20 protein-coding genes are annotated in these 22,961 nt (G+C 68.7%); 14 read left to right on the top strand and 6 right to left on the bottom strand.

Annotated features, from left to right (window positions below; translation table 11 throughout):
- The first annotated feature begins 69 nt into the window (after positions 1–69).
- On the top strand, positions 70–1,314 hold the full coding sequence (locus ACFPJ1_RS00500; RefSeq protein ID WP_380100681.1) for a D-arabinono-1,4-lactone oxidase: 1,245 nt from the start codon (positions 70–72) through the stop codon (positions 1,312–1,314).
- Here ACFPJ1_RS00500 and ACFPJ1_RS00495 read toward each other — a convergent pair.
- Entirely contained in the window at positions 1,311–4,988 is a 3,678-nt protein-coding gene (locus ACFPJ1_RS00495; protein WP_380100679.1) for an AAA family ATPase, read from the bottom strand. The two genes, ACFPJ1_RS00500 and ACFPJ1_RS00495, sit on opposite strands and share 4 nt — an antisense overlap.
- A complete protein-coding gene (locus ACFPJ1_RS00490; protein WP_380100678.1) occupies positions 4,985–6,454 on the bottom strand; it encodes a lipase/acyltransferase domain-containing protein in 1,470 nt (489 codons plus the stop codon). The genes ACFPJ1_RS00495 and ACFPJ1_RS00490 overlap by 4 nt, the downstream gene beginning before the upstream one ends.
- Positions 6,455–6,572: 118 nt before the next feature.
- On the opposite strand from ACFPJ1_RS00490, the gene ACFPJ1_RS00485 reads away from it, so the two are divergent.
- The 3 genes from ACFPJ1_RS00485 to ACFPJ1_RS00475 are packed head-to-tail and all read left to right on the top strand — an operon-like array spanning position 6,573 to position 11,814.
- The gene (locus ACFPJ1_RS00485) at positions 6,573–7,655 is read left to right on the top strand and encodes a LacI family DNA-binding transcriptional regulator (RefSeq protein ID WP_380100676.1); all 1,083 of its coding nucleotides are present in this window, start codon (positions 6,573–6,575) and stop codon (positions 7,653–7,655) included.
- Entirely contained in the window at positions 7,656–9,887 is a 2,232-nt protein-coding gene (gene yicI, locus ACFPJ1_RS00480) for an alpha-xylosidase (RefSeq protein WP_380100674.1), read from the top strand.
- Positions 9,880–11,814 (top strand): beta-galactosidase, encoded by a 1,935-nt coding sequence (locus ACFPJ1_RS00475; RefSeq protein ID WP_380100671.1) that lies wholly within the window; start codon positions 9,880–9,882, stop codon positions 11,812–11,814. Before yicI ends, ACFPJ1_RS00475 begins: the two co-directional genes overlap by 8 nt.
- A 779-nt stretch (positions 11,815–12,593) precedes the next feature.
- Here ACFPJ1_RS00475 and ACFPJ1_RS00470 read toward each other — a convergent pair.
- Both ACFPJ1_RS00470 and ACFPJ1_RS00465 read right to left on the bottom strand, forming a co-directional pair.
- Complete coding sequence (locus ACFPJ1_RS00470; protein ID WP_380100669.1) at positions 12,594–13,136, bottom strand: MarR family winged helix-turn-helix transcriptional regulator; 543 nt, start codon at positions 13,134–13,136, stop codon at positions 12,594–12,596.
- Positions 13,133–14,503: a nicotinate phosphoribosyltransferase gene (locus ACFPJ1_RS00465; RefSeq protein ID WP_380100667.1), complete on the bottom strand. Its 1,371-nt coding sequence runs from the start codon at positions 14,501–14,503 to the stop codon at positions 13,133–13,135. The genes ACFPJ1_RS00470 and ACFPJ1_RS00465 overlap by 4 nt, the downstream gene beginning before the upstream one ends.
- Before the next feature lie 176 nt (positions 14,504–14,679).
- Here ACFPJ1_RS00465 and clpS point away from each other — a divergent pair, with 176 nt between their 5' ends.
- From clpS to ACFPJ1_RS00435, 6 genes are all read left to right on the top strand, one after another.
- Positions 14,680–14,967 carry an ATP-dependent Clp protease adapter ClpS gene (clpS, locus tag ACFPJ1_RS00460; protein WP_132187310.1) on the top strand — a complete coding sequence of 96 codons (288 nt, stop codon included), beginning with the start codon at positions 14,680–14,682 and terminating at the stop codon, positions 14,965–14,967.
- Positions 14,964–15,521 carry a DUF2017 domain-containing protein gene (locus tag ACFPJ1_RS00455; RefSeq protein WP_380100663.1) on the top strand — a complete coding sequence of 186 codons (558 nt, stop codon included), beginning with the start codon at positions 14,964–14,966 and terminating at the stop codon, positions 15,519–15,521. Before clpS ends, ACFPJ1_RS00455 begins: the two co-directional genes overlap by 4 nt.
- A gap of 58 nt (positions 15,522–15,579) precedes the next feature.
- Positions 15,580–16,563, top strand: a complete 984-nt coding sequence (locus tag ACFPJ1_RS00450; protein WP_380100662.1) for an aldo/keto reductase — start codon at positions 15,580–15,582, stop codon at positions 16,561–16,563.
- A 70-nt stretch (positions 16,564–16,633) separates the two neighbouring features.
- Entirely contained in the window at positions 16,634–17,077 is a 444-nt protein-coding gene (locus tag ACFPJ1_RS00445) for a M67 family metallopeptidase (RefSeq protein ID WP_380100660.1), read from the top strand.
- A 52-nt stretch (positions 17,078–17,129) separates the two neighbouring features.
- Positions 17,130–17,408 carry a MoaD/ThiS family protein gene (locus ACFPJ1_RS00440; protein WP_380100658.1) on the top strand — a complete coding sequence of 93 codons (279 nt, stop codon included), beginning with the start codon at positions 17,130–17,132 and terminating at the stop codon, positions 17,406–17,408.
- Between the two features lie 13 nt (positions 17,409–17,421).
- Entirely contained in the window at positions 17,422–18,369 is a 948-nt protein-coding gene (locus ACFPJ1_RS00435) for a PLP-dependent cysteine synthase family protein (protein ID WP_380100656.1), read from the top strand.
- Between the two features lie 34 nt (positions 18,370–18,403).
- On the opposite strand, the gene ACFPJ1_RS00430 is transcribed toward ACFPJ1_RS00435, so the two are convergent.
- A complete protein-coding gene (locus ACFPJ1_RS00430) occupies positions 18,404–18,769 on the bottom strand; it encodes a hypothetical protein (RefSeq protein ID WP_380100654.1) in 366 nt (121 codons plus the stop codon).
- A gap of 180 nt (positions 18,770–18,949) precedes the next feature.
- Between ACFPJ1_RS00430 and murI the strand changes: the two genes are divergently transcribed.
- From murI to ACFPJ1_RS00415, 3 genes are all read left to right on the top strand, one after another.
- Positions 18,950–19,753: a glutamate racemase gene (murI, locus tag ACFPJ1_RS00425; RefSeq protein WP_380100652.1), complete on the top strand. Its 804-nt coding sequence runs from the start codon at positions 18,950–18,952 to the stop codon at positions 19,751–19,753.
- A gap of 63 nt (positions 19,754–19,816) precedes the next feature.
- On the top strand, positions 19,817–20,563 hold the full coding sequence (locus tag ACFPJ1_RS00420) for an MBL fold metallo-hydrolase (protein WP_380100650.1): 747 nt from the start codon (positions 19,817–19,819) through the stop codon (positions 20,561–20,563).
- A 25-nt stretch (positions 20,564–20,588) separates the two neighbouring features.
- Positions 20,589–20,744: an alpha/beta fold hydrolase gene (locus ACFPJ1_RS00415; RefSeq protein WP_380100648.1), complete on the top strand. Its 156-nt coding sequence runs from the start codon at positions 20,589–20,591 to the stop codon at positions 20,742–20,744.
- Here the strand turns inward: ACFPJ1_RS00415 and ACFPJ1_RS00410 are convergent.
- Positions 20,737–21,918, bottom strand: a complete 1,182-nt coding sequence (locus ACFPJ1_RS00410) for a Gfo/Idh/MocA family protein (protein ID WP_380100646.1) — start codon at positions 21,916–21,918, stop codon at positions 20,737–20,739. The two genes, ACFPJ1_RS00415 and ACFPJ1_RS00410, sit on opposite strands and share 8 nt — an antisense overlap.
- A 145-nt stretch (positions 21,919–22,063) precedes the next feature.
- Here ACFPJ1_RS00410 and ACFPJ1_RS00405 point away from each other — a divergent pair, with 145 nt between their 5' ends.
- Positions 22,064–22,951, top strand: a complete 888-nt coding sequence (locus ACFPJ1_RS00405) for an SGNH/GDSL hydrolase family protein (protein ID WP_380100644.1) — start codon at positions 22,064–22,066, stop codon at positions 22,949–22,951.
- Positions 22,952–22,961: the final 10 nt, after the last annotated feature.

Here is a 22,961-nt window from a genome sequence, read left to right as displayed (position 1 = left end):
GATGGGGTGGGTTGTGTAAGGCTCGACACGGGAGTGCCGGTCGGTCGGTGCGGGATGAAGGGTGTCGAAATGGGCGAGCTGACGAACTGGGCCGGCAACATCACCTTCTCGACGGAGGTCCGGCGGCCGGAGTCGGTGCTGGACCTGCAGGAGCTGGTCAGGGGCTCCGAGCGGGTCCGGGTACTGGGGACCGGGCACTCGTTCAACCGGATCGCGGACACGAGCGGCACCCTGGTCTCGGTGGCCGACCTGCCGCGGGTGATCACGGTCGAGGGCGACTCCGTCACGGTTTCCGCCGGCCTCCGGTACGGCGAGATCACCGCCGCACTCCAGGCCCAGGGGCGAGCCCTGCACAACCTCGGTTCGTTGCCGCACATCTCCGTCGCGGGCGCGTGCTCGACCGGAACGCACGGATCCGGCGACACCAACGGCACCCTCGCCTCGGCGGTCTCCACGATCACCTTCATCGGCGCCGACGGCGAGCTCGTCACGCTCACCCGCGACGACCCCGACTTCCTTGGCTCGGTGATCTCGCTCGGCGCCCTCGGGGTCACGGTCCGCCTCACGCTGGACACCCAGCCGTCGTACGAGATCAGCCAGGTCGTGTACGACGGGCTCCCGGTCGGGCGGCTCGGCCCGGACTTCGAGGAGATCTTCGCCAGCGCGTACAGCGTCAGCGCGTTCACCGACTGGCTCGACCCGGACGTGATGGTCTGGCGCAAGCTGCGCTCCGGTACGCCGTACGAGCCCGAGTGGCTCGGTGCGCGGATCGCCGACGGGGCCCGGCACCCGATCAAGGCGATGCCGGCCGACTTCGCCACCCAGCAGGACGGAGTGCCCGGGCCGTGGAACGAGAGGCTCCCGCACTTCCGCCTCGAGTTCACCCCGAGCAACGGCGAGGAGTTGCAGTCGGAGTACTTCCTGCCGCGCGCCGTGGCAGGTCAGGCGTTCGAGGAGATGCGGACCCTCGGTAAGCGGTTCGAGGGGCTCCTGCAGATCTCCGAGGTGAGGACGATCGCCGCGGACGACCTCTGGCTGAGCCCGAGCCAAGGCCGCGACACCGTCGCCCTTCACTTCACCTGGATCCAGGACGAGGCCGCCATCCGCCCGGTGGTCGAGGCCCTCGAGGCAGCCATCCTCCCGCTCGGCGCCCGCCCGCACTGGGGCAAGGTCTTCACCACCGACGCCGCCACCCTCCGCGAGTGCTACCCGAAGGTCTCCGAGTTCATCAACCTCGCCGCAAAGTACGACCCGACCGGCAAGTTCCGCAACGACTACCTGGACACCTACTTGCCGTCTGCAGCGGGGCACTAGGAGGCGTAGTACTCGCTGCCCTTCTGTGGCTCGAAGGTTTTCGCGAGCGACAAGACATCGGTCAGCGCGGTGATCTCGACTGTTGGTGCGATCCCCACCAGCCGCGCGAGCAACGTGTCGAGGGCGGTCGCGTTGCTGAGGGTGAGGGGCACCAGACGGGCGATCAGGCTGGTCTTGTCGATGGGAGACAGGTCGGCGGACAGCACCTCGGCGGACAGCCACGTGGCCATCCACGGCGTGAACGACTGGTTCGGTACGACGACCCAGGTGTCGGGCGGCAGGACTTCGGAGCGCGAGTGAGCCGGATTGGCGTACGCAAGGGCCGCGATGGGCAGGTGGAAGACGTCGAGCGCGAGCCGCTCGATCGTGTCGACGTGGGAGATGGCGTCCATCGCGACGTGATCCCCACGTCTGCGGAGGTCGAACTGCTCGCCGACCCGGTGGCGGCCGCCGAAGTCGGTCACCCGCGCCGTAGGTGAGGAGACGAAGTTCTCGACCTGCCCGGAGATGTCGGCCATCGGCTCCGTCAGCTGCGCCATCCGGTTAACCGCCGCCGTCATCCGCGCGCAGAACCGTGGGTCCCGGATGTTGTGAGCGGCCAGCAGCGCCTGGTGCAGACAGTCGAGCCTCGGCGATAGCAGTTCACGCCGTACGACCAGGTTCGCCTCAGCCAGGGTGAGGAACGCGGGTGCCCTGAGGCCCGCGAAACCCAGTCTGAGTCCGGCTGCCTTGTCCAGCAGCCGACCGGCCGCGATCAGATCACCAGTACTGGCGAGGGTCTCGGCCATCGCCGCCATCCGGCGCCGGTGGAACGACCACAGATCGTTGCCACCGGAGTGGTACGGAGCAGCTTCACTCGGGGCATGACCAAGCAGTGAGTCCGCCGTGCTCTCGAGATCTTGCGCCGTCGCGATGAGCCCCGCCTGGCCGGCCGCACCGGCCCGTCGATCGACGCTGAACCCGAGAGCGTCGCTGAAGCGAACCGGCGACGGATTCAGCGCACTCTCCACCACGTGGACGATGTGGGGTCGTGCCTGGGCCGGGTCCGGGAGGAGTCGCACAATGGCGTCGCGGAGCACTGCGAGGGCACGGTTCCGGTAGTCGGCGTACGGGTTGGCGCCTTGCAGGTCGATGTACGCGTCCAGCAGCGCGTCGCCGTGACCGGGGTTCGCCAGCGCCGCGTTCACCAGCACTTGTACCTCGGCGTCGGCCTCGTCCGGTGATCCCTCCGGACCCTCGGGATAGCTGGATGGCTGAGGGCCCTCGAGGTCGCCGTCGGCCGACAGGACCGTGATGATTTGCTGCGCCTGATCGAGCAAGTCTGGTTCGCGCCTCGGCGTTGGCACCGCAGGGTGTGGATCCGGCGCCAGTGCCTCGCGGACTCTGGCCGCCAGGTCGCCGAGCAGCGATGCTCCTCCACCCTCCTCGTCCAGCAGGCGCCGTACCTCGTCTCCGGCCTGATCCGCGGCCAGCCAGGCGATACACAGGCGCGCGGCGGTCTGCCACTTGCTGCCTGCCGGAAGGAGTTCGAGACGCCAGGCAGCTTCCTCCCAGCGCCCGCGGGCGGCCAGCTCGAAGACAGCGGCGGGCTGCAGCCAGCGGGTCCGAGCGTCGACATACTCCAACGACATGGTCACGAGCGTGCTGACGTCGATGGGTTCGACCTCCGCGAGGCGTTCGATCAAGCGGTTGACGTCGGCTGCCAGGCCGGCACCGTCCTCGACCTTCTCGACTCGCGCCTGCTGGTATTCGTGGTTCCGGGTCAGCTCGACGATCGCGCGCAGTCTTGGGCCTTGCTCCTCGGGCGGTGTGTTCGCGACTTCCTCGAGATGGTGGCTGACCCCTTTGGCCAGGGCGTACCGGAAGTGGTGCTCACGCCAGCGGTCACACCAAGAGAGGATCGCCTCTCTGGCCTGCCGGGTGCCTTCGATGCCCAGCCCGCGCGAGACATAGTCCTTGAGTCGCCAGTGGGCGAACGCGATGCCCACCTCCTCCAGATCACCGCGGACATAGCGTTTCACCGTGTTCAGGGCGGGTCCGAAGGAGAAGAAGTCGAGCCCGTCGGTCCCGCTGACGTCGATCAGTTCGGCCTGGGTCATCGGCGCGAGTGCGACGGTCAAGTACGACAGCAGAGTCCGTACTTCGGCGTTGGGCGCGGATCGGTTCAGATCGGCCCACCACGCGCCGATGTAGTCCTGGAGGCCGTGCTCGACCCGGGCGAGGTCGTCGAGGTTCGCGATCTCGTGATCGACGACCTGGTCGCAGAGCAGCCGGACGTAGAACGGATCGCCCTGGGCGCGCTGGGTGAGAACCGCGAAGGCTGCCGGTTCGAGCAGCCAGGCGGGCGCGCCCGCACCTTCGAGAATCGCGCGCACAGCGTTGTCGTCGAACGTTCCGAGCTTCAGCACCCGGGGATTCCGCAGCCCGAGTTCCCTCTGCCAGTCGGTTCCCGCCACGGACCGCGCGGAGAGTACGACATGGACCCCGGCGGGCAGTTCACGCGGCAGGGTCGCCTTCGACAGGGACCAGCCCTCGATCTCGTCGACGCCATCGATCACGATGACGACCGGACCCGGCGGCGGCCGGCCGGCGTCCAGCAGATCCAGCCAGCTCGCCTCCAGGATGCCGAGCGACCCGGTCGCGTTCACTGGCCGGCCCCACGCCCAGGAGGCCTGCTGCAGCAACGACTGGAAGAAGTCGAACTGCCGGTCGGCCGTGCCGTACTGCCTGCTGATGAAGTGATAGACCGGGCTGACGTCGACCCGCTCGGTGAGGCGCCGAAGCCACTCGGCCAGCAGCGCTGTCTTGCCGGTGCCCGCGTCACCGGTCACGAGGCAGTAGCCCGACGGCTGGTCGACGAGGAAGCGGTCGAGGGTGCTGAGTTGCTCCTCACGTCCGGCGACGAACGAGTACTCGTCCATGAGTTGGCGATAGCGCAGCCGCAGGTCCGCGTTGATCCGCTCCATGCCGTCCGGCCTGGGGTCGTAGACCTCGATCCCGACGATGTCCTGCAGATAGGCGACGTCGATGGCGAACTGGAACTCCCGCCCGGGGAAGGCCAGTTGCTCCAGTCCGGCCTCGGTCGCGCGGTCGTACGACATCAGGCCGTCCGTTCGCCCGCTGCCCTCGGGGGTCGCCGGATTGATGGCCTCCCTGGCCATCGCGAAGCCGGTGCACTCGACCAACGCGTACTCGCCTCGCGTGACCAGTTCGCGCAGCACCTCCCCGTTCGTCAACAGCCCCTCGGTGAACACGCCGCCGTTCTCGCGCTGTCGGCGGACGCCGCTGTCCGCACGACGCCTGTCGATGCCCGTCGACACCGCGATCAGGGCGTGCCCGTCGAGTACCACGACGATGGGGAGCAGGTCCTTACCCAGCGCAGCTCCCGCCAGTAGCAGTGCCAGGTCGAGGCAGGTGCCGTCACCCGCACCGCGCAGAATCGCGTCGGGCGGCCGCACTTCCTGCCGAGCCTCATCGGCGCGGTACATCTCGCGCGACCAGCGGATGTCCATCGCCAGCAGTGCCTCGTACAGCTCGCGGAGGATCAGGCTCAGGTTCCCCGCGGCGTGCGCGTCGGCGGTCGGCGAGGCGAGCCGGACCGACCCGGCCGTGCTCGCGAGCACGTAGCCCGCCAGCGCCTTCTCGTTGCCCTTCGGCCAGACCGGCCAGGTCATCCGGCCACCTCGAACACATCCGTCACCGGCAGAGCCTGGTACTGCGGGCCCGCCACCTCAACGGTCACCCGGTACTGGCCTGGCGCGAGTTCCCCCAGCTCGGCGACGGCGTAGTCGTCCGTCCGGGGGAGCACGGTCTGCGTCGCGGCACCAGCTCCGCCGGTCGGCTCGACCACGACCCGCAGTACGGACTGGACGGGGTGGTTCTCCCTGTCGACCAGCCGCGCGCGCAGTACGACGGGCTCGTCCGGCAGGAACACATCGTCGACGACGAGATCGACGGCGGTGATCCCTGGCGCGTAGCTGCCCTGAATGTCCCGCATGTGCCTGCTCTGCGACTGGCGGAGCCGCTCGACCAGGTCGTCGAGCGCCGACGCGCTGTTCTGCAGACCGCTGTGCTTGGCCCCGACGAAGGTCGCGCCGAACGCGGACTCCATCTCGATCGGTATGGCCGAGACCCGGGGCACCGTGCCGTCACCACCAGCGACGTCGTCCTCGATCCAGCCCGGCAGCTCGTTGTTCAGCGTGAGCCGGTCATCCCGCAGGAGCGCCGACTGCTGCGTGTCCTGGTAGACGCCGACGAACGGCACGACGGCGTACGCCCTGTTGTACGCCGGGTCGTTGGCGTGCTCGGTGACCTTCGTGCGGATCTCGTCGTGGAATTCGGCAGCGGCCGCGACATAGCGGGCTGCCACCTCTTCGAAGCCGGCATCGACCACAGGCAACCGAACCTCACTAGGGCGCTTCCACTCGCCGTCCTGCTGCACCGACCTGTAGATCGGCAGCAGTTCGTAGACGGACGGGCAGCTGAGCAGTACCGCGGTCAGGTCGACGAAGGCCCTCTTGTAGCCGTTGGCCAGATAGCCGACCGCGTCGAGCGAGCCACGGTACGGCGTACCGAACGTCACCAGGGCTTTGGTCTCGCGCCATCCCTCGAGTACTTCGAGCCAGTAGCGGGCCACCAGCCCACCCATGCTGTGCGCGACCAAGATCAACCGCGCCTCGGGTTCGCCAGAGTGGTCGCGCCAGGCGGTGAGCTTGTCCCGGATACCGGCCTCGAAAGTCTGTGCGCTGGCGCGGTTGCTCAAGCGCCAGTCGTAGGGAAAGGCCAGCAGATTCGCCGGTCTCGGGTCCGACCAGTCTCCGGGCGTGACGTCGAACCTGCTCGTCAACGCGTCGTAGATCGGTTTGTAGCCGTCGATCTTCGCCAGGCCGAAGATCCCGTGGAAACCGTCGACCAGACCGGTCGCGGCGACATCGGTCGCGGGAGGCTCGGCCCGGGGATCGTGCTGCGGCACGGCAAGCTGCTGAAGGCTGTCCCCGCGGGAGCGCAGATAGGACCACAGCGCCCGGCCGGACACGTCCCACAGGTCGCGGCGGTCGCCGTTCCCGGTCGCTTGCGAGAGCACGCTGCCGGTGATTCCGGGCAGCACGACGATGACGTCACGCATCTTGAGCTTGGCCATCGAACCGGCCCCCCTTGCACCCTGAGGCCAAACAATCACTGCCTGCTGACCAGGTCAACTGTTGACGCCCCGGAGACCTTGGCCTAACTTTGTCGAAACGTTTCGACAAAGCGTTTCGATGATCACCGGAGGTGGCCGGGTGGTTGGCGTGGCGACGATGACCGACGTGGCTCGGCGAGCCGGTGTGTCGGTGAGCACGGTGTCGTACGTGCTGACCGGGACACGGCCGATCTCCGAGGCGACCCGGGACCGGGTGCTCGCGGCGATGGCCGAGCTCGACTACCAGCCGAACGCGATGGCGCGCGGGCTGGCCAGCCGGAAGAGCAACATCGTCGGCTTACTGCTGCCGCTCACCGGGCGTGGGCTGGGCGCCACCGAGACCGCGTTCGTCACCGGCGCCACCGAGGCTGCGCGCGAGGCCGGGTATCACTTGATGCTGTGTCCGGTCGGCGCTGCTGACAGCGACGAACTGCAGTCGCTGGCGACCCAGCGACTGCTGGACGGATTCCTGGTGATGGAGGTGCAGCTGACCGATCGCCGGGTCGAGCTGCTCCGCAAGCTGGAGTCGCCGTTCGTGCTGATCGGGCGGACAGAGGACGGCACCGGACTGGCCTGTGTGGACATCGATTTCGAGCAGACCGTGAACGACGCGGTCGCGCACCTGGTCGAGCTCGGGCACGAGACGATTGCCTACATCAACCATTCGCCAGCCAGCCTGGCCAGCGGGTACGGCCCGGCCAAGCGGACCGAGGCGGCCTTCCAGGCGGCACTCGAGCGGCACGGGATCACCGGCGTGATGGTGCCGACCGAGGACACCGCCGGCGGTGGCCGGGCCGCGATCCAGCGGGCCCGGGAGGAGTGCCCGGCTTTGACCGGCGTACTGGTGATGAACGAGAACGCCGCGCTCGGGATCCTCGCGGAACTGCGCGAGGCCGGCCTCGACGTACCGGGTGATGTCTCGGTGGTGTCGATGGTGACCTCGGAAGTGGTGGCCGACCTGGCGAGTCCCGCGCTGACCGCGATGACCTCGCCGGGGGCTGCGCTCGGCGCGGCGGCCACCCGGGTGCTGCTGAAAAGGCTCGCCGAGGACGACGGTTCGACGTACCAGGAGTTGTTGCCCTGTGCGTTGGAGGTTCGGGGGACCAGCGGCAGGGCGAAGAAGAGGAAGACGGCCAGGAGTGCACGGGCAGAGAGGCAGTAGATGAAGTTCACTGACGGCCACTGGCAGCTTCGCGAGGGCGTGACCAGGCTCGGGCCGGCCGAGGTGGAGAGTGTCGAGGCCGGCGAGCGCTCGCTCACCGTCTACGCACCGGCCAAGCGGATCGTGCACCGCGGCGACACCCTCAACCAGCCGCTGTTCACGATCACCTTCAGCTCGCCCGCGCTCGGGATCATCGGAGTCCGCGTCCAGCATCACAGCGGCGGCCGGCCAGCGCGTCCGGCGTACCGGCTGAACAGCGGGGACGGGCACCCGGTCAAGGTGGAGGTGGACGCGGAGACCGCGAGGCTGACGAGTGGTGGGCTCACCGTGGTGGTCGGGCTCGATGGGCCTTGGAATGTGCGGTTCGAGCGGGACGGCCGGCTGCTGACCGGATCGGCCGCGGGCAGCGTCGGGCTGATCACCGATGCGGCCGGGCGCATCTACCTGCACGAGCAGTTGGCGTTGGGCGTCGGCGAGACGGTCTACGGCCTGGGCGAGCGGTTCGGTCCGCTAGTGAAGAACGGGCAGGTCGTCGACATCTGGAACGCGGACGGCGGCACGTCCAGCGAACAGGCGTACAAGAACGTGCCGTTCTACCTGAGCAGCTCCGGGTACGGCGTCCTGGTGGACACGCCGGCGCACGTGTCTTTCGAGCTCGGGTCGGAGATCGTGTCGCGCAACCAGTTCAGCGTCGAGGGACAGGAGTTGAGGTACTACGTCATCGACGGGCCGACGCCCAAGGAGGTGCTCACCCGCTACACCGGGCTGACCGGGCGGCCGGCCCGAGTGCCCGCGTGGTCGATGGGGTTGTGGTTGTCGACCTCGTTCACCACCGACTACAACGAGCCGACGGTGACGAGCTTCGTCGACGGGATGGCCGAGCGGGACCTGCCGCTGAGCGTGTTCCACTTCGACTGCTTCTGGATGCGGCAGTTCCACTGGTGCGACTTCCTCTGGGATCCCGCGGCGTTCCCGGACCCGGCGGGGATGCTGCAGCGGCTGAAGGCGCGAGGGCTGCGGATCAGCCTCTGGATCAACCCGTACATCGCCCAGCGCTCGGTCCTCTTCGAGGAGGGGCGCGAGCTCGGCTATCTGCTGAAGCGCGCGGACGGCTCGGTCTGGCAGTGGGACATGTGGCAGGCCGGGATGGCGATCGTCGACTTCACCAACCCGGCGGCGACCGCGTGGTTCCGGTCGAAACTGCAGGCCTTGATCGATCTCGGGGTGGACTGCTTCAAGACGGACTTCGGCGAGCGGATCCCGACCGAGGGCGTGGTCTGGTACGACGAGTCTGATCCCGGGCGGATGCACAACTACTATCCGCACCTCTACAACGAGGCCGTGTTCGACCTGCTGCGGGACAACCGCGGCGAGGGCGACGCAGTACTGTTCGCGCGGTCGGCGACGGCCGGTGGACAGCAGTTCCCGGTGCACTGGGGTGGCGACTGCGAGTCGACGTTCGAGGCGATGGCGGAGTCGCTGCGGGGCGGATTGTCCTTGGCCGCTTCGGGATTCGGCTACTGGAGCCACGACATCGGGGGCTTCGAGGGAACGCCGGACCCGGCGGTGTTCAAGCGGTGGGTGCCGTTCGGGCTGTTGTCGTCGCACTCGAGGCTGCACGGTTCCGGGTCTTACCGGGTGCCGTGGGCGTTCGACGACGAGGCGGTCGACGTACTGCGCTCGTTCACCAAGCTGAAGCTGTCCCTGATGCCCTACCTGGCGGTGGCCGCCTCCGAGGCCCACACGGCCGGTACGCCGATGATGCGGCCGATGGTGCTGGAGTTCCCCTCGGACCCGGCGGTCGCCTATCTCGATCGGCAGTACATGCTCGGCCCCGACCTGCTGGTGGCTCCGGTGATGAGTGCCGAGGGGGAGACCAGGTTCTACCTGCCGGATGGTCTTTGGACGGACCTGCTGACCGGGGAGCGGCTGGCCGGTTCTCGGTGGGTCACTCGGACCTATGGCTTTGACGGGTTGCCGCTGCTGGTCCGGCAAGGTGCGGTGATCGCCTTCGGGGCCGTGGACGATCGGCCGGAGTACGACTGGGCGGAGGACGTGGAGTTGCGCTGGTTCGAGCCGGTCGAAGGTGAGGTCGCGCAGGTCCGTCTCCCCGGGCCGAACGGGGAGACTGCCGCGGTGATCGACCTGACACTGGTCGACGGTGCGCCGCAGAGCCGGGTGGTCGAAGGTGTCTGCGAGCGCTACGAGGTGAAGGTTGTGCTCGGTGGCTGAGTTGTACTACGGGGGCGACTACAACCCGGAGCAGTGGTCCCCGGCGGTCTGGGCCGAGGACATGGCGTTGATGCGACAGGCCGGGGTGAACCTGGTGACCGTCGGGGTGTTCTCCTGGTCGAGCCTGGAGCCGGAGCCCGGCCGGTACGAGTTCGGCTGGCTCGACCGCGTGCTGGATCTCCTTGCCGGTAACGGGATCCGGGTGAACCTGGCGACTCCGACAGCCTCTCCGCCGCCGTGGTTCAGCCTTGCCCACCCGGAGGCTCTACCCGTCACGGCTGACGGCGTACGGCTTCTGCATGGCAGCCGGGACACGTACTGCGTGTGCAGCCCGGCGTACCGGGAGGCCGCCGTCGGGATCGCCCGGGCTCTGGGGGAACGGTACGGCAGCCACCCGGCGCTGGAGATGTGGCATGTGCACAACGAGTACGGCACCACCTGCTACTGCGATCAGGTAGCCGTGTCCTTCCGGCGGTGGTTGGAGAACCGGTACGGCGGGTTGGCCGCGCTGAACGAAGCGTGGACGACTGCCTTTTGGAGCCAGGGGTACTCCGCGTGGGAGCAGGTCTTCCCGCCGCGGCGGACGCAGTACCTGGCGAATCCCGCGCAGGTGCTGGACTTCCGCCGGTTCTTCTCGGACGAACTCCTTACGGCGTACAGAGAACAGAAAGCGGTACTCCGGTCGCTGAGCGCGGGAATCCCGATCACGACCAACTTCGTGTTCGGCTCATGGGTGCCGGTGGATCACTGGCGCTGGGCCCGCGAGGTGGATCTCGTTGCCATCGACCACTATCCGGAGGGCGCGGGGATCGAGGCCGAGCAGCAGACCGCCTTCGGTGCGGACCTGGCGCGCTCGTGGGCCGGCGGTGGTTCGTGGTTGCTGATGGAACAGGCGGCCGGGTCGCTCAACGACGGCGGCCGGATGCATGCGAAGGAGCCCGGCCGGATGGCCCGGCACAGCGTCTCGCACATCGCCAGAGGTTCGCGGGGATCGCTGTTCTTCCAGTGGCGTGCGTCCCGGGGTGGATCCGAGCGTTTCCACACCGCGACAGTTCCGCACGCGGGTCCGGACAGCCGGGCCTTTCGCGAGGTCACCGCGCTGGGCGAGATCCTGCCGAGGTTCGCGGAGGCCGACGAAGGTGCGGTCGAGGCCGAGGTGGCGATCCTGTGGGACGCAGAGTCCTGGTGGGCGACCGACGGGCCGGGCCTGCCGTCGCCCGAGATCGACTATCTGGCGGCCGTGCGAGCGGCGCACCGGCAGTTGTGGTCGTTGGGCGTCGGCGCCGATTTTGCCCACCCCACAGGGGATCTGAGCCGCTACCGCGCCGTCATCGTGCCGAGCCTCTACCTGGTCTCGGACGAGGCCGCCGCCGCGATCAACCGGTACGCCGAAGGTGGTGGGCAACTGCTGGTGACCTCGCTGAGCGGGATCGCCGACGCCACCTCGCAGATCCGGCTCGGTGGATATCCCGGCGCCTTCCGCGATGTCCTCGGGATCCGGGTCGAGGAGTTCCTGCCGGTGGACTCGGTCGACCTCGACACGGGCGATCACGGCACCGGTTGGAGCGAACGCCTCCGCCTCGAAGGCGCCGAGCCTCTCGCACGCTACCAGGGCGGACCACTCGACGGCATGCCCGCGATCACCCGTCACCACAACGCCTGGTACGTCTCCACCTGGCTCGACGACCCGTCGTACAAGTCCCTTGTGGACAAGGTGATCCGCGCCGCCGGCATCACTCCACCCGGTCTCCCGGAAGGCGTCGAGGTGATCACCCGCAGATCGGGCAAGACCCGCTGGCGCTTCATCCTCAACCACACCTCGCACCCCGTCGCCCTCCCCGGAGGCGGCGTCGACCTACTAACCGGCGAGACCTTAGGCGACGAGTTCACGGTCCCGGCCGGAGCCTGGGCAGTCCTAAGAGACTGACCGCCGCCACCAACGCCACGACCCAGTACGGCCTAGCCACGGCGACAAACTCCCGTGACCAGGTCTTCGCCTCGCCTGGTCGACGGCATTTGCCGCCGACTTCTCCGAACCGCCTGAGTGAGACCCCGCCGCCCCCGAACGGACAGCTGGTCGACACAGACGGCCTATCTGTCAGCGATTTCGTCCGGCAAGGAAGAAGCTGCCGCACTTTGTGCTTCGGGTGAGTGCCGGGGTCGCCTGGGTCTGCTCAGGTGGTGCACAAGGTGCCGGTTTCGGGGCGTCGGTCGGTCCGGTGGTTTGGGGTGGTGGTCGCTGCCGGTGTGCTCTGGTGGGTGCCGGGGGTGTTGCCGCACTTTGTGCTTCGGGTGAGTGCCGGGGTCGCCTGGGTCTGCTCGGGTGGTGCACAAGGTGCCGGTTTCGGGGCGTCGGTCGGTCCGGTGGTTGGGGTGGTGGTCGCTGCCGGTGTGCTCGGGTGCGCGCCGGGGGTGTTGCCGCACTTTGTGCCCCGGGTGAGTGCCGGGGTCGCCGGGGTCTGCTCGGGTGGTGCACAAGGTGCCGGTTTCGGGGCGTCGGCCGGTCCGGTGGTTGGGGGTGGTCGCTGCCGGTGTGCTGTGGTGGGTGCCGAGGGTGTTGCTGCACTTTGTGCTTCGGGTGAGTGCCGGGGTCGCCGGGGTCTGCTCGGGTGGTGCACAAAGTGCCGGTTTCGGGGCGTCGGCCAGGTGGGTGGGTTGGGTCCCTGCCGGTCAGACTTTGTGGAGCCCGAGCGGGGGGAGGCGGGCCTAGCCGGGGAGGTCGTCGATGTTGGCGGTGATGGTCCAGAGGAGGTTGCGGAGGAGGCGGCGGTGTTCGGGGGACATGCCTTGGAGGGCCCTGTCGCCTGCTTGGGTGTGCAGGCGCTTGACGGTCTGGGCTAGCTCCCGGCCGCGGTCGGTGAGTTCGATGCTGACCTGGCGGGCGTCGGTGGTGTTCTTCAGCCGGCGGACCAGCCCGGCCGCTTCCATCCGCTGGGTCGTGCGGGTGGCGGTGGGGACCTCGACGTCGAGGACCTTGGCCAGTTGGGCGACCGGGAGGGAACCAAGGTGCAGCAGCTTGGCGAGCACGATCTCTTGCCCGGTGTGGACGCCAGTGCCGGTGAGTTCGTCGCTGACCGCCTTGCGGGCCGCGCGATCGGCGAACCGCAGCGCGATCAGGATGTCCCCGCCGCTGGCCGGAGCGTCGGGGTCCCACCGCATGGGCTCGGCGGCCGCGGCGGGCTGTCCGCGCTCCGCAGTACCGCCGTCCGGGTTCAAATCGCGCTCGGCAGTACCGTCTGCTGTACTCACCTCGCGCTCCGGGACGCGAAGGGATTGCGGGCGTTCAGATCACCCATGTACTCCGTCGGGATGGCCGGCTCGCCGCGGCTGAGCTGGCTCGCGCTGCGGGGGAGCTCGTCGCGGACCTTGAGGTGGTGCGCCTGCGACTCGTCCGGGGTGGTGCGGCCGACGATCTTGCCGGCCTCGACCAGCGGCTTCAGCAGGTCACGGTCGTCGCCGTCGTCCACCGGCGGCTCGCCGACGCCGATCAGCTCGACCTCGGCGACACCCTTGGCCGAGCGGCGGCGCAACGCGTACTTGCGGCCGCCGATCGAGATCTTGTCCGGGCTCTTCTTGGCGACCGGCAGCAACGCGCCGCTTGAGTCTTCGCGAGCGACCAGCTTGTAGACGAACCCGCAGGTCGGGTAGCCGCTCCCGGTCACCAGCGAGGTGCCCACGCCGTACCCGTCGACGGCCGCGGGGGCGAGGGCCGCGATCTGGTACTCGTCGAGATCGCTGGTCACGATTATCCGGGTCTTGGTGGCGCCCAGCGAGTTGAGCTGGTCGCGGACCTGGCCGGCCAGCGACGGCAGGTCGCCGGAGTCCAGCCGTACCGCGCCCAGGTCGGTGCCGGCTACGTCGATCGCGATCGCGACCGCCTCGGTCAGGTCATAGGTGTCCACCAGCAGCGTGGTTCCCTTGCCCAGGGCATCCACCTGGGAGGTGAAGGCGTCCCGCTCGGTGTCGTGCAGCAGGGTGAACGAGTGCGCCGCCGTACCCGCGCTGGGGATGCCGAACCGCCGGGCCGCCTCCAGGTTGGAGGTCGTCGCGAAGCCCGCGATGTACGCCGCGAGTGCCGAGGCGACCGCCGCCTCCTCGTGGGTACGGCGTGAGCCCATCTCGATGCAGGGGCGGCCGCCGGCCCACCAGGTCATCCGGGACGCCGCGCTGGCGACTGCGGAGTCGTGGTTCAGGACCGACAGGAACACGGTTTCCAGCAGCACCGCCTCGGCGAAGCTGGACTCCACGATCAGCACCGGCGACCCGGGGAAGAAGATCTCCCCGTCGGCGTAGCCGAAGATGTCGCCGGTGAACCGGTAGTCCGCCAGCCAGTCGGCCGTCGGCTGGTCGACGATGCCCTGCTCGACCAGGAAGGTGACCGTCTGCTCGTCGAACCGGAACCGCTCGAGGACGTCGAGCAGCCGGTTCACGCCCGCGACCACGCCGTACCGGCGGCCGTCGGGCAGGCGGCGGGCGAACAGCTCGAAGACGGACCGGCGATGCGCCGTGCCGTCGGCGAGACTGGCCTGCAGCATGGTCAGCTCGTAGTGGTCCGTCAGCAAGGCTGTCGTAGCGTTCACGAGTGCAAGTGTCCCCCGCCGGTCGTTCGTGCACATCTCCGGCGCCCAGGCACGCACCTCGCGGCGTTGGAGAAACGTCCACGATGCTCCGCATCGAGGACGCCTCTCCGCCTTGCGATGCACGCACCTGGACACCGGAGCTGAAGCACGAACGACCGGCGGAGGACACTGCCTATTGCGAGCCGGGAACCGATGATGGAGAGAATGGGTAAGTGACCACCGCACCGAGCGAGCTCGAGAGCCCCGAAGTCGACGAGGCGATCGAGTTGAGCCCACCGTGGGTGACCATCGTCTGGAACGACCCGGTCAACCTGATGGACTACGTCACGTTCGTGTTCCAGACCTACTTCGGCTACTCCAAGCAGAAGGCGGAGAAGCTGATGATGCAGGTGCACCAGGAGGGCAAGTCGGTCGTGTCGAACGGCAACCGCGAGGCGATGGAACGCGACGTCGAAGCCATGCACAGCTACGGCCTCTGGGCCACCTGCGAGAAGTCGTGACAAGGTTCCGCAAGCGCAAGAAGACCGTGATCGTCAGCTTCGCCGAGCACGAGGCCGACATCCTGGCGAACCTGCTCCGCAACCTGGTGGAGCTGCTGTACGACGGGATGCCGCCGCGCGCGAGCGAGTCGAGCGACCCGCTGGCGGCACTGCTCGACAACGACGGGCCTACCTCGCCGCCGGAGGACGTGGTACTGCAGCGACTGCTGCCGGACGCGTACAACGCGGACGACCAGGCGTCGTCGGAGTTCCGGCGGTTCACCGAGCGCGGGTTGCGCGACGGCAAGGCGTCCGACGCCAAGCGGGTCCTCGCCGCGCTGGAGGACGCCGACGCGGTGGCGGACGGGATCGTGCTCGAGGGCGACGACCAGCTCGCCTGGCTCCGCGCGCTGAACGACCTCCGGCTGGCGATCGGTACCCGCCTGGACATCAAGGAGGAGGACGACTACTCCGTCTGGGAGAAGCTGCCCGACGACGATCCCCGGCGTCTCACCTACGACCTCTACGACTGGCTCGGGTACCTCCAGTCCGCCCTGCTGCACAACATCCGCTGACCGCCGATCACCCGTACTCCGGCCGCCGTACTGCGGGCCCGGCACTAGTGTTGGCGGCATGGAGAAGCGGACGTTGGGTCGGACCGGTCGGGATGTCGGTGTGGTCGGGCTGGGGGCCTGGCAGCTCGGGGGCGACTGGGGCGAGGTGGACGAGAGCGACGCGCTCGCGGTGCTGAACTCGGCCGTCGAGGGCGGGGTCACCTTCATCGACACCGCCGACGTGTACGGCGACGGGCGCAGCGAGCGACTCGTCGGACAGCTGCTTCGGCAGCACCCGGACGCCGGTCTGACGGTGGCCACCAAGATGGGCCGCCGGGTCGAGCAGATCCCCCCGAACTACAACCTCGACGCCTTCCGTGCCTGGAACGACCGCTCCCGGGAGAACCTGGGCGTCGACACGATCGACCTGGTCCAGCTGCACTGCCCGCCGACCGAGGTGTACTCCACCGACGCCGTGTTCGACGCACTCGACACGTTGGTGCAGGAGCGGCGCGTCGCTGCGTACGGGGTGAGCGTGGAGACCTGCGCCGAGGCGCTGACGGCGATCGCGCGGCCGAACGTGGCGTCGGTGCAGATCATCCTGAACGCGTTCCGGCTGAAGCCGCTCGACGAGGTGCTCCCGGCCGCCGAGCAGGCCGGTGTCGGCATCATCGCCCGGGTCCCGCTGGCGAGCGGCCTGCTGTCCGGCAAGTACGACGAGAACACCACCTTCGGCGCGGACGACCACCGCAACTACAACCGCCGGGGCGAGGCCTTCGACGTCGGCGAGACCTTCTCCGGGGTCGACTTCGGCACTGGCCTGGAGGCGGTGAAGCGGCTGATTCCGGTCGTCCCCGAGGGCGCCACGATGGCCCAGTTCGCGCTCCGCTGGATCCTCGACCAGCCCGGCGTCTCGGTCGTCATCCCCGGCGCCCGCAACCCCGAGCAGGTCCGGGGCAACCTCGGCGCCGCCGCCCTGGCCCCACTCACCGAAGGGCAGTCGAAGGTCGTCCAGACCGTCTACGACGAGCTGATCCGCCCCCAGATCCACGACCGCTGGTAGCACCTGTCCGCATATTGGACCGACCTCGCAGTTGGCGGGGCGGGGTCGGCGGTCGCCGTACCGTGGGGGCGTGCTGATCATCGACACCGCGACGTACGAGGCGATCGTGGCCCATGCCCGCCGGGACCACCCGGATGAGGCATGTGGCGTGGTCGCCGGGCCGGAGGGCTCGGACCGGCCGGCGCGGTTGATCCCGATGCTGAACGCGGCCATGTCGCCGACGTTCTACGAGTTCGACTCGGGCGATCTGTTCCGGCTCTACAAGGAGATGGACTCCCGCGACGAGGAGCCGGTGGTGATCTACCACTCGCACACCGCCACCGAGGCGTACCCGTCGCGCACCGACATCAACCTGGCCCAGGAGCCCGGCGCGCACTACGTGCTGGTGTCCACGCGGGACGGCGCCGAGTCTCCGTCGTACGACGGGCCGGTGGAGTTCAGGTCGTACCGGATCATCGACGGTGAGGTCACCGAGGAAGAGGTCCAGGTGGTCCCCGCCTACCCGGCGGAATGAGCGGCAACGCGGCGGATGTTGGTAATGGGTAAAGACCGAGGAGAGAACTGATATGGCGATCGAACTGCGGGTTCCGACGATCCTGCGCACGTACACCGGCGGCGAGAAGGCGGTGAACGGGGCGGGTAGCACGCTGGCCGAGTTCATCGACGACGTCAACGGCAACCACCCGGGCCTGAAGGAGCGGATCGTCGAGGGCCAGCCGGAGGAGCTTCGCCGGTTCGTCAACGTCTACGTGAACGACGAGGACGTGCGCTTCACCGGTGGCCTCAAGACCGGGGTGAAGGACGGCGACGTGGTCGTCGTGCTGCCCGCGGTCGCCGGCGGCTGACGGAGCCCTGGTCATGCGCTTCGACAGTCTGCTCGACTCCGTCGGCGGTACTCCGCTGGTCGGCCTGCCGCGGCTGTCCCCGACCGCGGACGTGCGGTTGTGGGCCAAGCTGGAGGACCACAATCCGACCGGCTCGATCAAGGACAGGGCCGCGCTGCGGATGCTGCTGGACGCCGAGAAGGACGGCCGGCTGCGACCCGGCAACACCATCCTCGAGCCGACCTCGGGCAACACCGGGATCTCCCTCGCGATGGCGGCCAAACTGCGCGGCTACCGGATGGTCTGCGTGATGCCGGAGAACACCTCCGAGGAGCGCCGGCAGATCCTGCGGATGTGGGGGGTCGAGATCATCTCCTCCCCGGCCGCGGGCGGTTCGAACGAGGCCGTCCGGGTGGCCAAGCAGGTGGCGGAGGAGCACCCGGACTGGGTGATGCTCTACCAGTACGGCAACCCCTCGAACGCGGCGGCGCACTACGACGGCACGGCCCGCGAGATCCTCGCCGACCTCCCCTCGGTGACGCACTTCGTCGCGGGCCTCGGCACCACCGGCACGCTGATGGGCGCCGGGCGGTTCTTCCGTGAGCACAAGCCCGACGTCCGGATCGTCGCCGCCGAACCCCGGTACGGCGAACTGGTCTACGGCCTGCGCAACCTCGACGAGGGTTTCGTCCCCGAGTTGTACGACGAGTCGCTGATCGACGCGCGGTTCTCCGTCGGCCCGAGAGACGCCGTACGCCGAGTCCGGGAGCTGCTGGACAACGAAGGCATCTTCGCGGGGATCTCCACCGGGGCGATCCTGCACGCGGCGCTCGGTCAGGCAGCCAAGTGCGTCCGCGACGGTCAGACCGCGGACATCGCCTTCGTTGTCGCCGACGGCGGCTGGAAGTACCTCTCGACCGGCGCCTACGAGGGCACGATCGACGAGGCCGAGGACCGCCTCGAGGGCCAGCTCTGGGCCTGAGGTTCCTTGACCTGCTGGCGGGAACGGCCCGGGATCAGGGGGTCTTGAAGAGCACTTTGCGTCCTAGGCGGGGATGCACACCGCGGCCCTTGCAGCTGCTGCAGGGGCGCTGTGCGTAGCTGAAGACCGCGCCTCGGTGCCGTCCGGCGCCCTTGCAGCGATTGCACTTCCGGTTCGGGTGCAGAGACAGCGAGACGACGTAGCCGGCGAAGAGGGCGACCGCGAGCAGCAGCAGCATGCCGGTCGGCCCGAGGGTCGACGCGATTTCCGCGCTGGTGCCGGACGCGTTGGATTCCGCAGCCTGACCGGCGGCCGAGCCTGCTGCCGCGGCGTTGGTGGGGTGCGGATTCGGAGCGGCGGTGGAACTCAGGGCCACCGCGATGTGGACTGCCAGGTTCATGGCATCGCTAGAGGCGGTTGCAAACACATCCGACAAGAGTGGCCTGGGTCACGTCAGATTGCAATTCCGCAGAGTAAAGATGTGGATAACTCCGGCGTGTCGTTAACCCTGCATAGGTAAGGGTTACTTCAGCTCTGCCCGCTTCCGGTCCTGTCGGCGAGCACGGCTAAGGTTCGACTCGTGGCAGACGCACCGATCGGCATCTTCGACTCCGGCTTCGGCGGACTCACCGTCGCCCGCGCGGTGCTCGACCAGCTCCCGCACGAACCGATCCTCTACCTGGGCGACACCGCCCGCCAGCCGTACGGTCCCAAGCCGATCGCCGAGGTCAGGGAGTATGCGCTGGAGTGTCTCGACCACCTGGTCGAGGCCGGCGTGAAGACGCTGGTGATCGCCTGCAACTCGGCCAGCGCCGCGATGCTCAGAGACGCCCGCGAGCGGTACGACGTACCGGTGGTCGAGGTGATCCTGCCGGCGGCCCGTCGTGCGGTCGCCGCCACCCGGAGCCAGCACGTCGGGGTGATCTGCACGCAGGCGACAGCCACCTCGCTGGCCTACGACGACGCGTTCGCCGCGGCGCCGCAGGTGGATCTCCTGACCCAGGCGTGTCCGCGCTTCGTGGACTTCGTCGAGGCGGGCGTCACGTCCGGTCCCGAGCTCCTCGCGGCCGCTCACGAATACCTTGATCCGCTGGTGGAAGCGGGCGTCGACACGCTCATCCTCGGCTGCACGCACTACCCGCTGCTGACCGGCGTCATCTCGTACGTGATGGGCGACAACGTCACCCTGGTCAGCAGTGCGGAGGAGTGCGCGAAGGACGTCTACGGCGTGCTCACCAAGAGCGGCCTGCTCCGCGCGGACGACCTGCCCGAGCCCCGGCACCGCTTCGTCACCACCGGGAGCCCGGACGAGTTCGCGGCGATCGGCTCGCGCTTCCTCGGACCGGTGATCTCCGGTGTCGATCAGTTCGCGTGGGTGCGCTGAGTAGTTGCCGGTGCCACACAGCGTTTCCTGCGAAGCCGGCAACCCGCCGGTAATGTTCCAGTCATGAAGCTCACCGTGCTCGGCTGCTCCGGGTCCGTCCCCGGGCCCGACTCGCCCGCCTCGAGCTATCTGGTCACCGCGGACGGGTTCAACCTCGTCCTCGACCTCGGCAGTGGCGCGCTCGGAGTCTTGCAGCGCTACCTCGCCGTCAGCGAGATCGGCGCGATCGGCCTGTCCCACCTGCATCCTGACCACTGCATGGATCTGTGCGGCCTGTACGTCGCGGCGAAGTACTCGCCGACGTCGCCGTTGCCGAGGATCCCGGTCTACGGCCCACCGGGAACGGCCGGCCGGATGGCGCTTGCCTACGACCTGCCCGAGAACCCGGGGATGCAGGAGGAACTGGAGTTCCACACCTGGCAGGCGATCCAGCAGATCGGCCCGTTCACCGTCCGGACCACCGCGATGGTGCACCCGGTCCCGGCATTCGCGATCAGGGTTGAGCACGGCAACAAAGCACTCGTCTACACCGGCGACACCGGCCCGAACGACGGCCTCGTCGAGCTCGCCCGCGGCGCGGACCTGCTGCTCTGCGAGGCCGCCCTGCGCGACGGCGACGCGAACAACCCGCACGATCTGCACATGACTCCCGCCGATGCCGGCGAACACGCCAAGCGTGCCGAGGTGAAACGCCTCGTCATCACCCACGTCCCGCCCTGGTTCAACCGCGACACCCAGGCAGAAGGCGCCCGCCGCACCTTCCCCGGCGACGTCCAGGTGGCCACCCCGGGCAAGCTCTTCGAGATCTGATGGCCGGTACCGGTGTGGCTCGTGCATGGCACGGGTGACCCCGCGGCCGGCGAGCGCAGTACGGGATCTGGCTGAGCACATCCCCGACCACGGGTTGCACTTGATCGAAGGCGCCGGCCACTCCCTCTGGCGGGAGCGGCCGGACGCGCTTCGCGAAGTACTGCAGGCCTTGCTCAGCTAGGAGTCTGGCCGCGGTCGAAGTACTCGACCAGGGCCGGATCGAGCGCCGGTACGTCGATCGGGGTGCCGTTGGCGCGCAGCGAGGTGGTCGCCGCGTAGCCGGCTGCCACTGCCGCGCGGGCGGCGACCGGCGAGGTCAGGGTGGCGCCGCCGTCGCGCACGAAGCGGACGAACTCGGCCACCAGCCGGGGATCGGCGCCCGCGTGGCCGCCCTCGGCTTCCGGGATCTGGACGACCTGGTCGGCGTCGTCGCGATAGCCGGAGCGGCGGCTGTTCCACACCTTGACGATGTCACCCGGACCGTCGCCGAAGTTCTCCAGCCGCCCGGCCGTGCCGATCACCGTGTAGTTGCGCCAGTAGTCCGGCGTGTAGTGGCACTGCTGGTAGGTGAGGTACACCCCGTTGTCCAGTTGGAGATTCGCCATCGAGAGGTCCTCGACGTCCATCACCGGCGCCATCCCGGTCTGGCTCAGCGGCGGCCAGTTGTCGTCGGAGACGAAGTCGGCGAACCGCTGCCCGGAACGATCCATCCGGTCCTCGATCCCGCCGTACACGGTGAGGCCGCCGAAGGCGTTCGCCCTGGTGGTGTAGCCGCCGGCCAGCCAGTGCATCACGTCGATGTCGTGGGCACCCTTCTGCAGCAGCAGGCTGGTGGTCCGGCGACGATCCGCGTGCCAGTCCTTGAAGTAGAAGTCGCCGCCGTGCCCGACGAAGTGCCGGCACCAGATCGCCTTCACCTCGCCGATCGCGCCGGAGGCGATCAGTTCGCGCATCGTCAGCACCACCGGCATGTGCCGCATGTTGTGGCCGACGTACAGCCGGGCGCCGCTCTCGTACGCGGCCTGCAGCACCCGGTCGCAGCCGGAGGTGGTGATCGCCAGCGGCTTCTCCACGAACACCGGTACGCCGGCCCGGAGGAAGTCGATCGCCGGGTCCTCGTGCAGGTCGTCGGGGGTGGTCAGAAAGACGCCGTCCAGCTTCAGATCGAGCATCTCGCGATGGTCGCCGTAGGCCGTTGCGTCCGGCAACTCGTCCAGCGTCGCCTTCCGCTGCACCTCGCTCGGGTCGCAGACCGCGACGAGGCGGGATCCCGCACCGGGTAGGTGCGCATGCCGCGCGATCTTGCTCCGGGCCCCGAGGCCGACCACTCCGAACCGTAGGTCTTCAGTACTCATGCACCAGGCTCCTGCACGTAGATGATTGCAGAAGCCTATGTCCGAACACTTCCGACCTTCAACACCCATCCGCTCCTGAGGTGTCCACCAGGCTGTCACCTGTGTCTCACCCTGGCATCGACCAGTCACGTCACCATGACGGAATGTGAGCCTCCACTATGTGGCACTGGGCGACTCGACCACCGTTGGTGTCGGGGACCCGCTGAATGGCACGACCACCGACCTTTCCGGTGCCGGAGCGCGGCCGGGGCAGGGGTGGCGAGGCTGGGCCTTGCTGCTCGCGGATGCCCTGGGCAGTTCCCACCGTGTGACGTTCTCCAACCTCGCGACCAGTGGCGCCACCGCAGCGATGGTGGCGACCGAGCAACTCCCCGGCACCGGCACCGGCCCGATCGACCTCGCGTCGCTGATCGTCGGGGTGAACGACACGCTGCGATCGACCTTCGACCGCGGCGAGATCCGCGACTGCCTGCAGTACTGCGCGGAGCACCTGACCGCCCGGGGCGCGTTGCTGCTGACCGTCCGTTTCCACGACCACGGCCAGGTGTTCGGACTGCCGTCCTGGTTGCGCCGGCCGCTGTGGCAGCGGATCGAGCAGGTCAACACCGTGTACGACGACCTGTACTCACGGTTCGGCGGGATCCGGATCGACATGGCGGACTACCCGGAGGTGTACCGCCGGGACTTCTGGAGCGTCGACCGGCTGCACCCGGGGGAGCGGGGGCACCGGCGGCTGGCCCGCGCCTTCTCCGACGAACTCCACCGGCGTGGGACGCCGATCGCAGTACCGCCTGAGCTCGACTGTGCAGGGGTGCCGCCGACCAAGTGGGCGGACGCCCTCTGGATGGTCCGCGAGGGCGTCCCCTGGCTCGGCCGACGGGCCGGCGACCTCACCCCCTGGGCCGCCCGCATGGCCCTGACCCAACTACGCCCACCCACCCCACGCCCGACACAGGCCCGGTCGACCACCCCCGCTCTCACACGGACAGCTGTCTCATCCGCCGATGCAGAGGTGCAACGCATTCGGGCATAGGGTTTCCCGC

The sequence above is a fragment of the Kribbella qitaiheensis genome, assembly GCF_042657745.1.
GTDB lineage: Bacteria > Actinomycetota > Actinomycetes > Propionibacteriales > Kribbellaceae > Kribbella > Kribbella qitaiheensis.
The sequence above is the reverse complement of the archived record's forward strand: the minus strand, read 5'-3'. Positions and strand labels throughout refer to the sequence as shown.

Bases quoted from the DNA above. Each gene is read 5' to 3' on its own strand.
- yicI (WP_380100674.1), top strand. From the start codon at position 7,656: ATGAAGTTCACTGACGGCCACTGGCAGCTTCGCGAGGGCGTGACCAGG.
- ACFPJ1_RS00465 (WP_380100667.1), bottom strand. From the start codon at position 14,503: ATGTGCACGAACGACCGGCGGGGGACACTTGCACTCGTGAACGCTACG.
- ACFPJ1_RS00410 (WP_380100646.1), bottom strand. From the start codon at position 21,918: ATGAGTACTGAAGACCTACGGTTCGGAGTGGTCGGCCTCGGGGCCCGG.
- ACFPJ1_RS00420 (WP_380100650.1), top strand. From the start codon at position 19,817: ATGAAGCTCACCGTGCTCGGCTGCTCCGGGTCCGTCCCCGGGCCCGAC.
- ACFPJ1_RS00450 (WP_380100662.1), top strand. From the start codon at position 15,580: ATGGAGAAGCGGACGTTGGGTCGGACCGGTCGGGATGTCGGTGTGGTC.
- ACFPJ1_RS00440 (WP_380100658.1), top strand. From the start codon at position 17,130: ATGGCGATCGAACTGCGGGTTCCGACGATCCTGCGCACGTACACCGGC.
- ACFPJ1_RS00435 (WP_380100656.1), top strand. From the start codon at position 17,422: ATGCGCTTCGACAGTCTGCTCGACTCCGTCGGCGGTACTCCGCTGGTC.
- ACFPJ1_RS00495 (WP_380100679.1), bottom strand. From the start codon at position 4,988: ATGACCTGGCCGGTCTGGCCGAAGGGCAACGAGAAGGCGCTGGCGGGC.
- ACFPJ1_RS00485 (WP_380100676.1), top strand. From the start codon at position 6,573: ATGATCACCGGAGGTGGCCGGGTGGTTGGCGTGGCGACGATGACCGAC.
- ACFPJ1_RS00430 (WP_380100654.1), bottom strand. From the start codon at position 18,769: ATGAACCTGGCAGTCCACATCGCGGTGGCCCTGAGTTCCACCGCCGCT.
- ACFPJ1_RS00415 (WP_380100648.1), top strand. From the start codon at position 20,589: ATGGCACGGGTGACCCCGCGGCCGGCGAGCGCAGTACGGGATCTGGCT.
- ACFPJ1_RS00500 (WP_380100681.1), top strand. From the start codon at position 70: ATGGGCGAGCTGACGAACTGGGCCGGCAACATCACCTTCTCGACGGAG.
- ACFPJ1_RS00490 (WP_380100678.1), bottom strand. From the start codon at position 6,454: ATGGCCAAGCTCAAGATGCGTGACGTCATCGTCGTGCTGCCCGGAATC.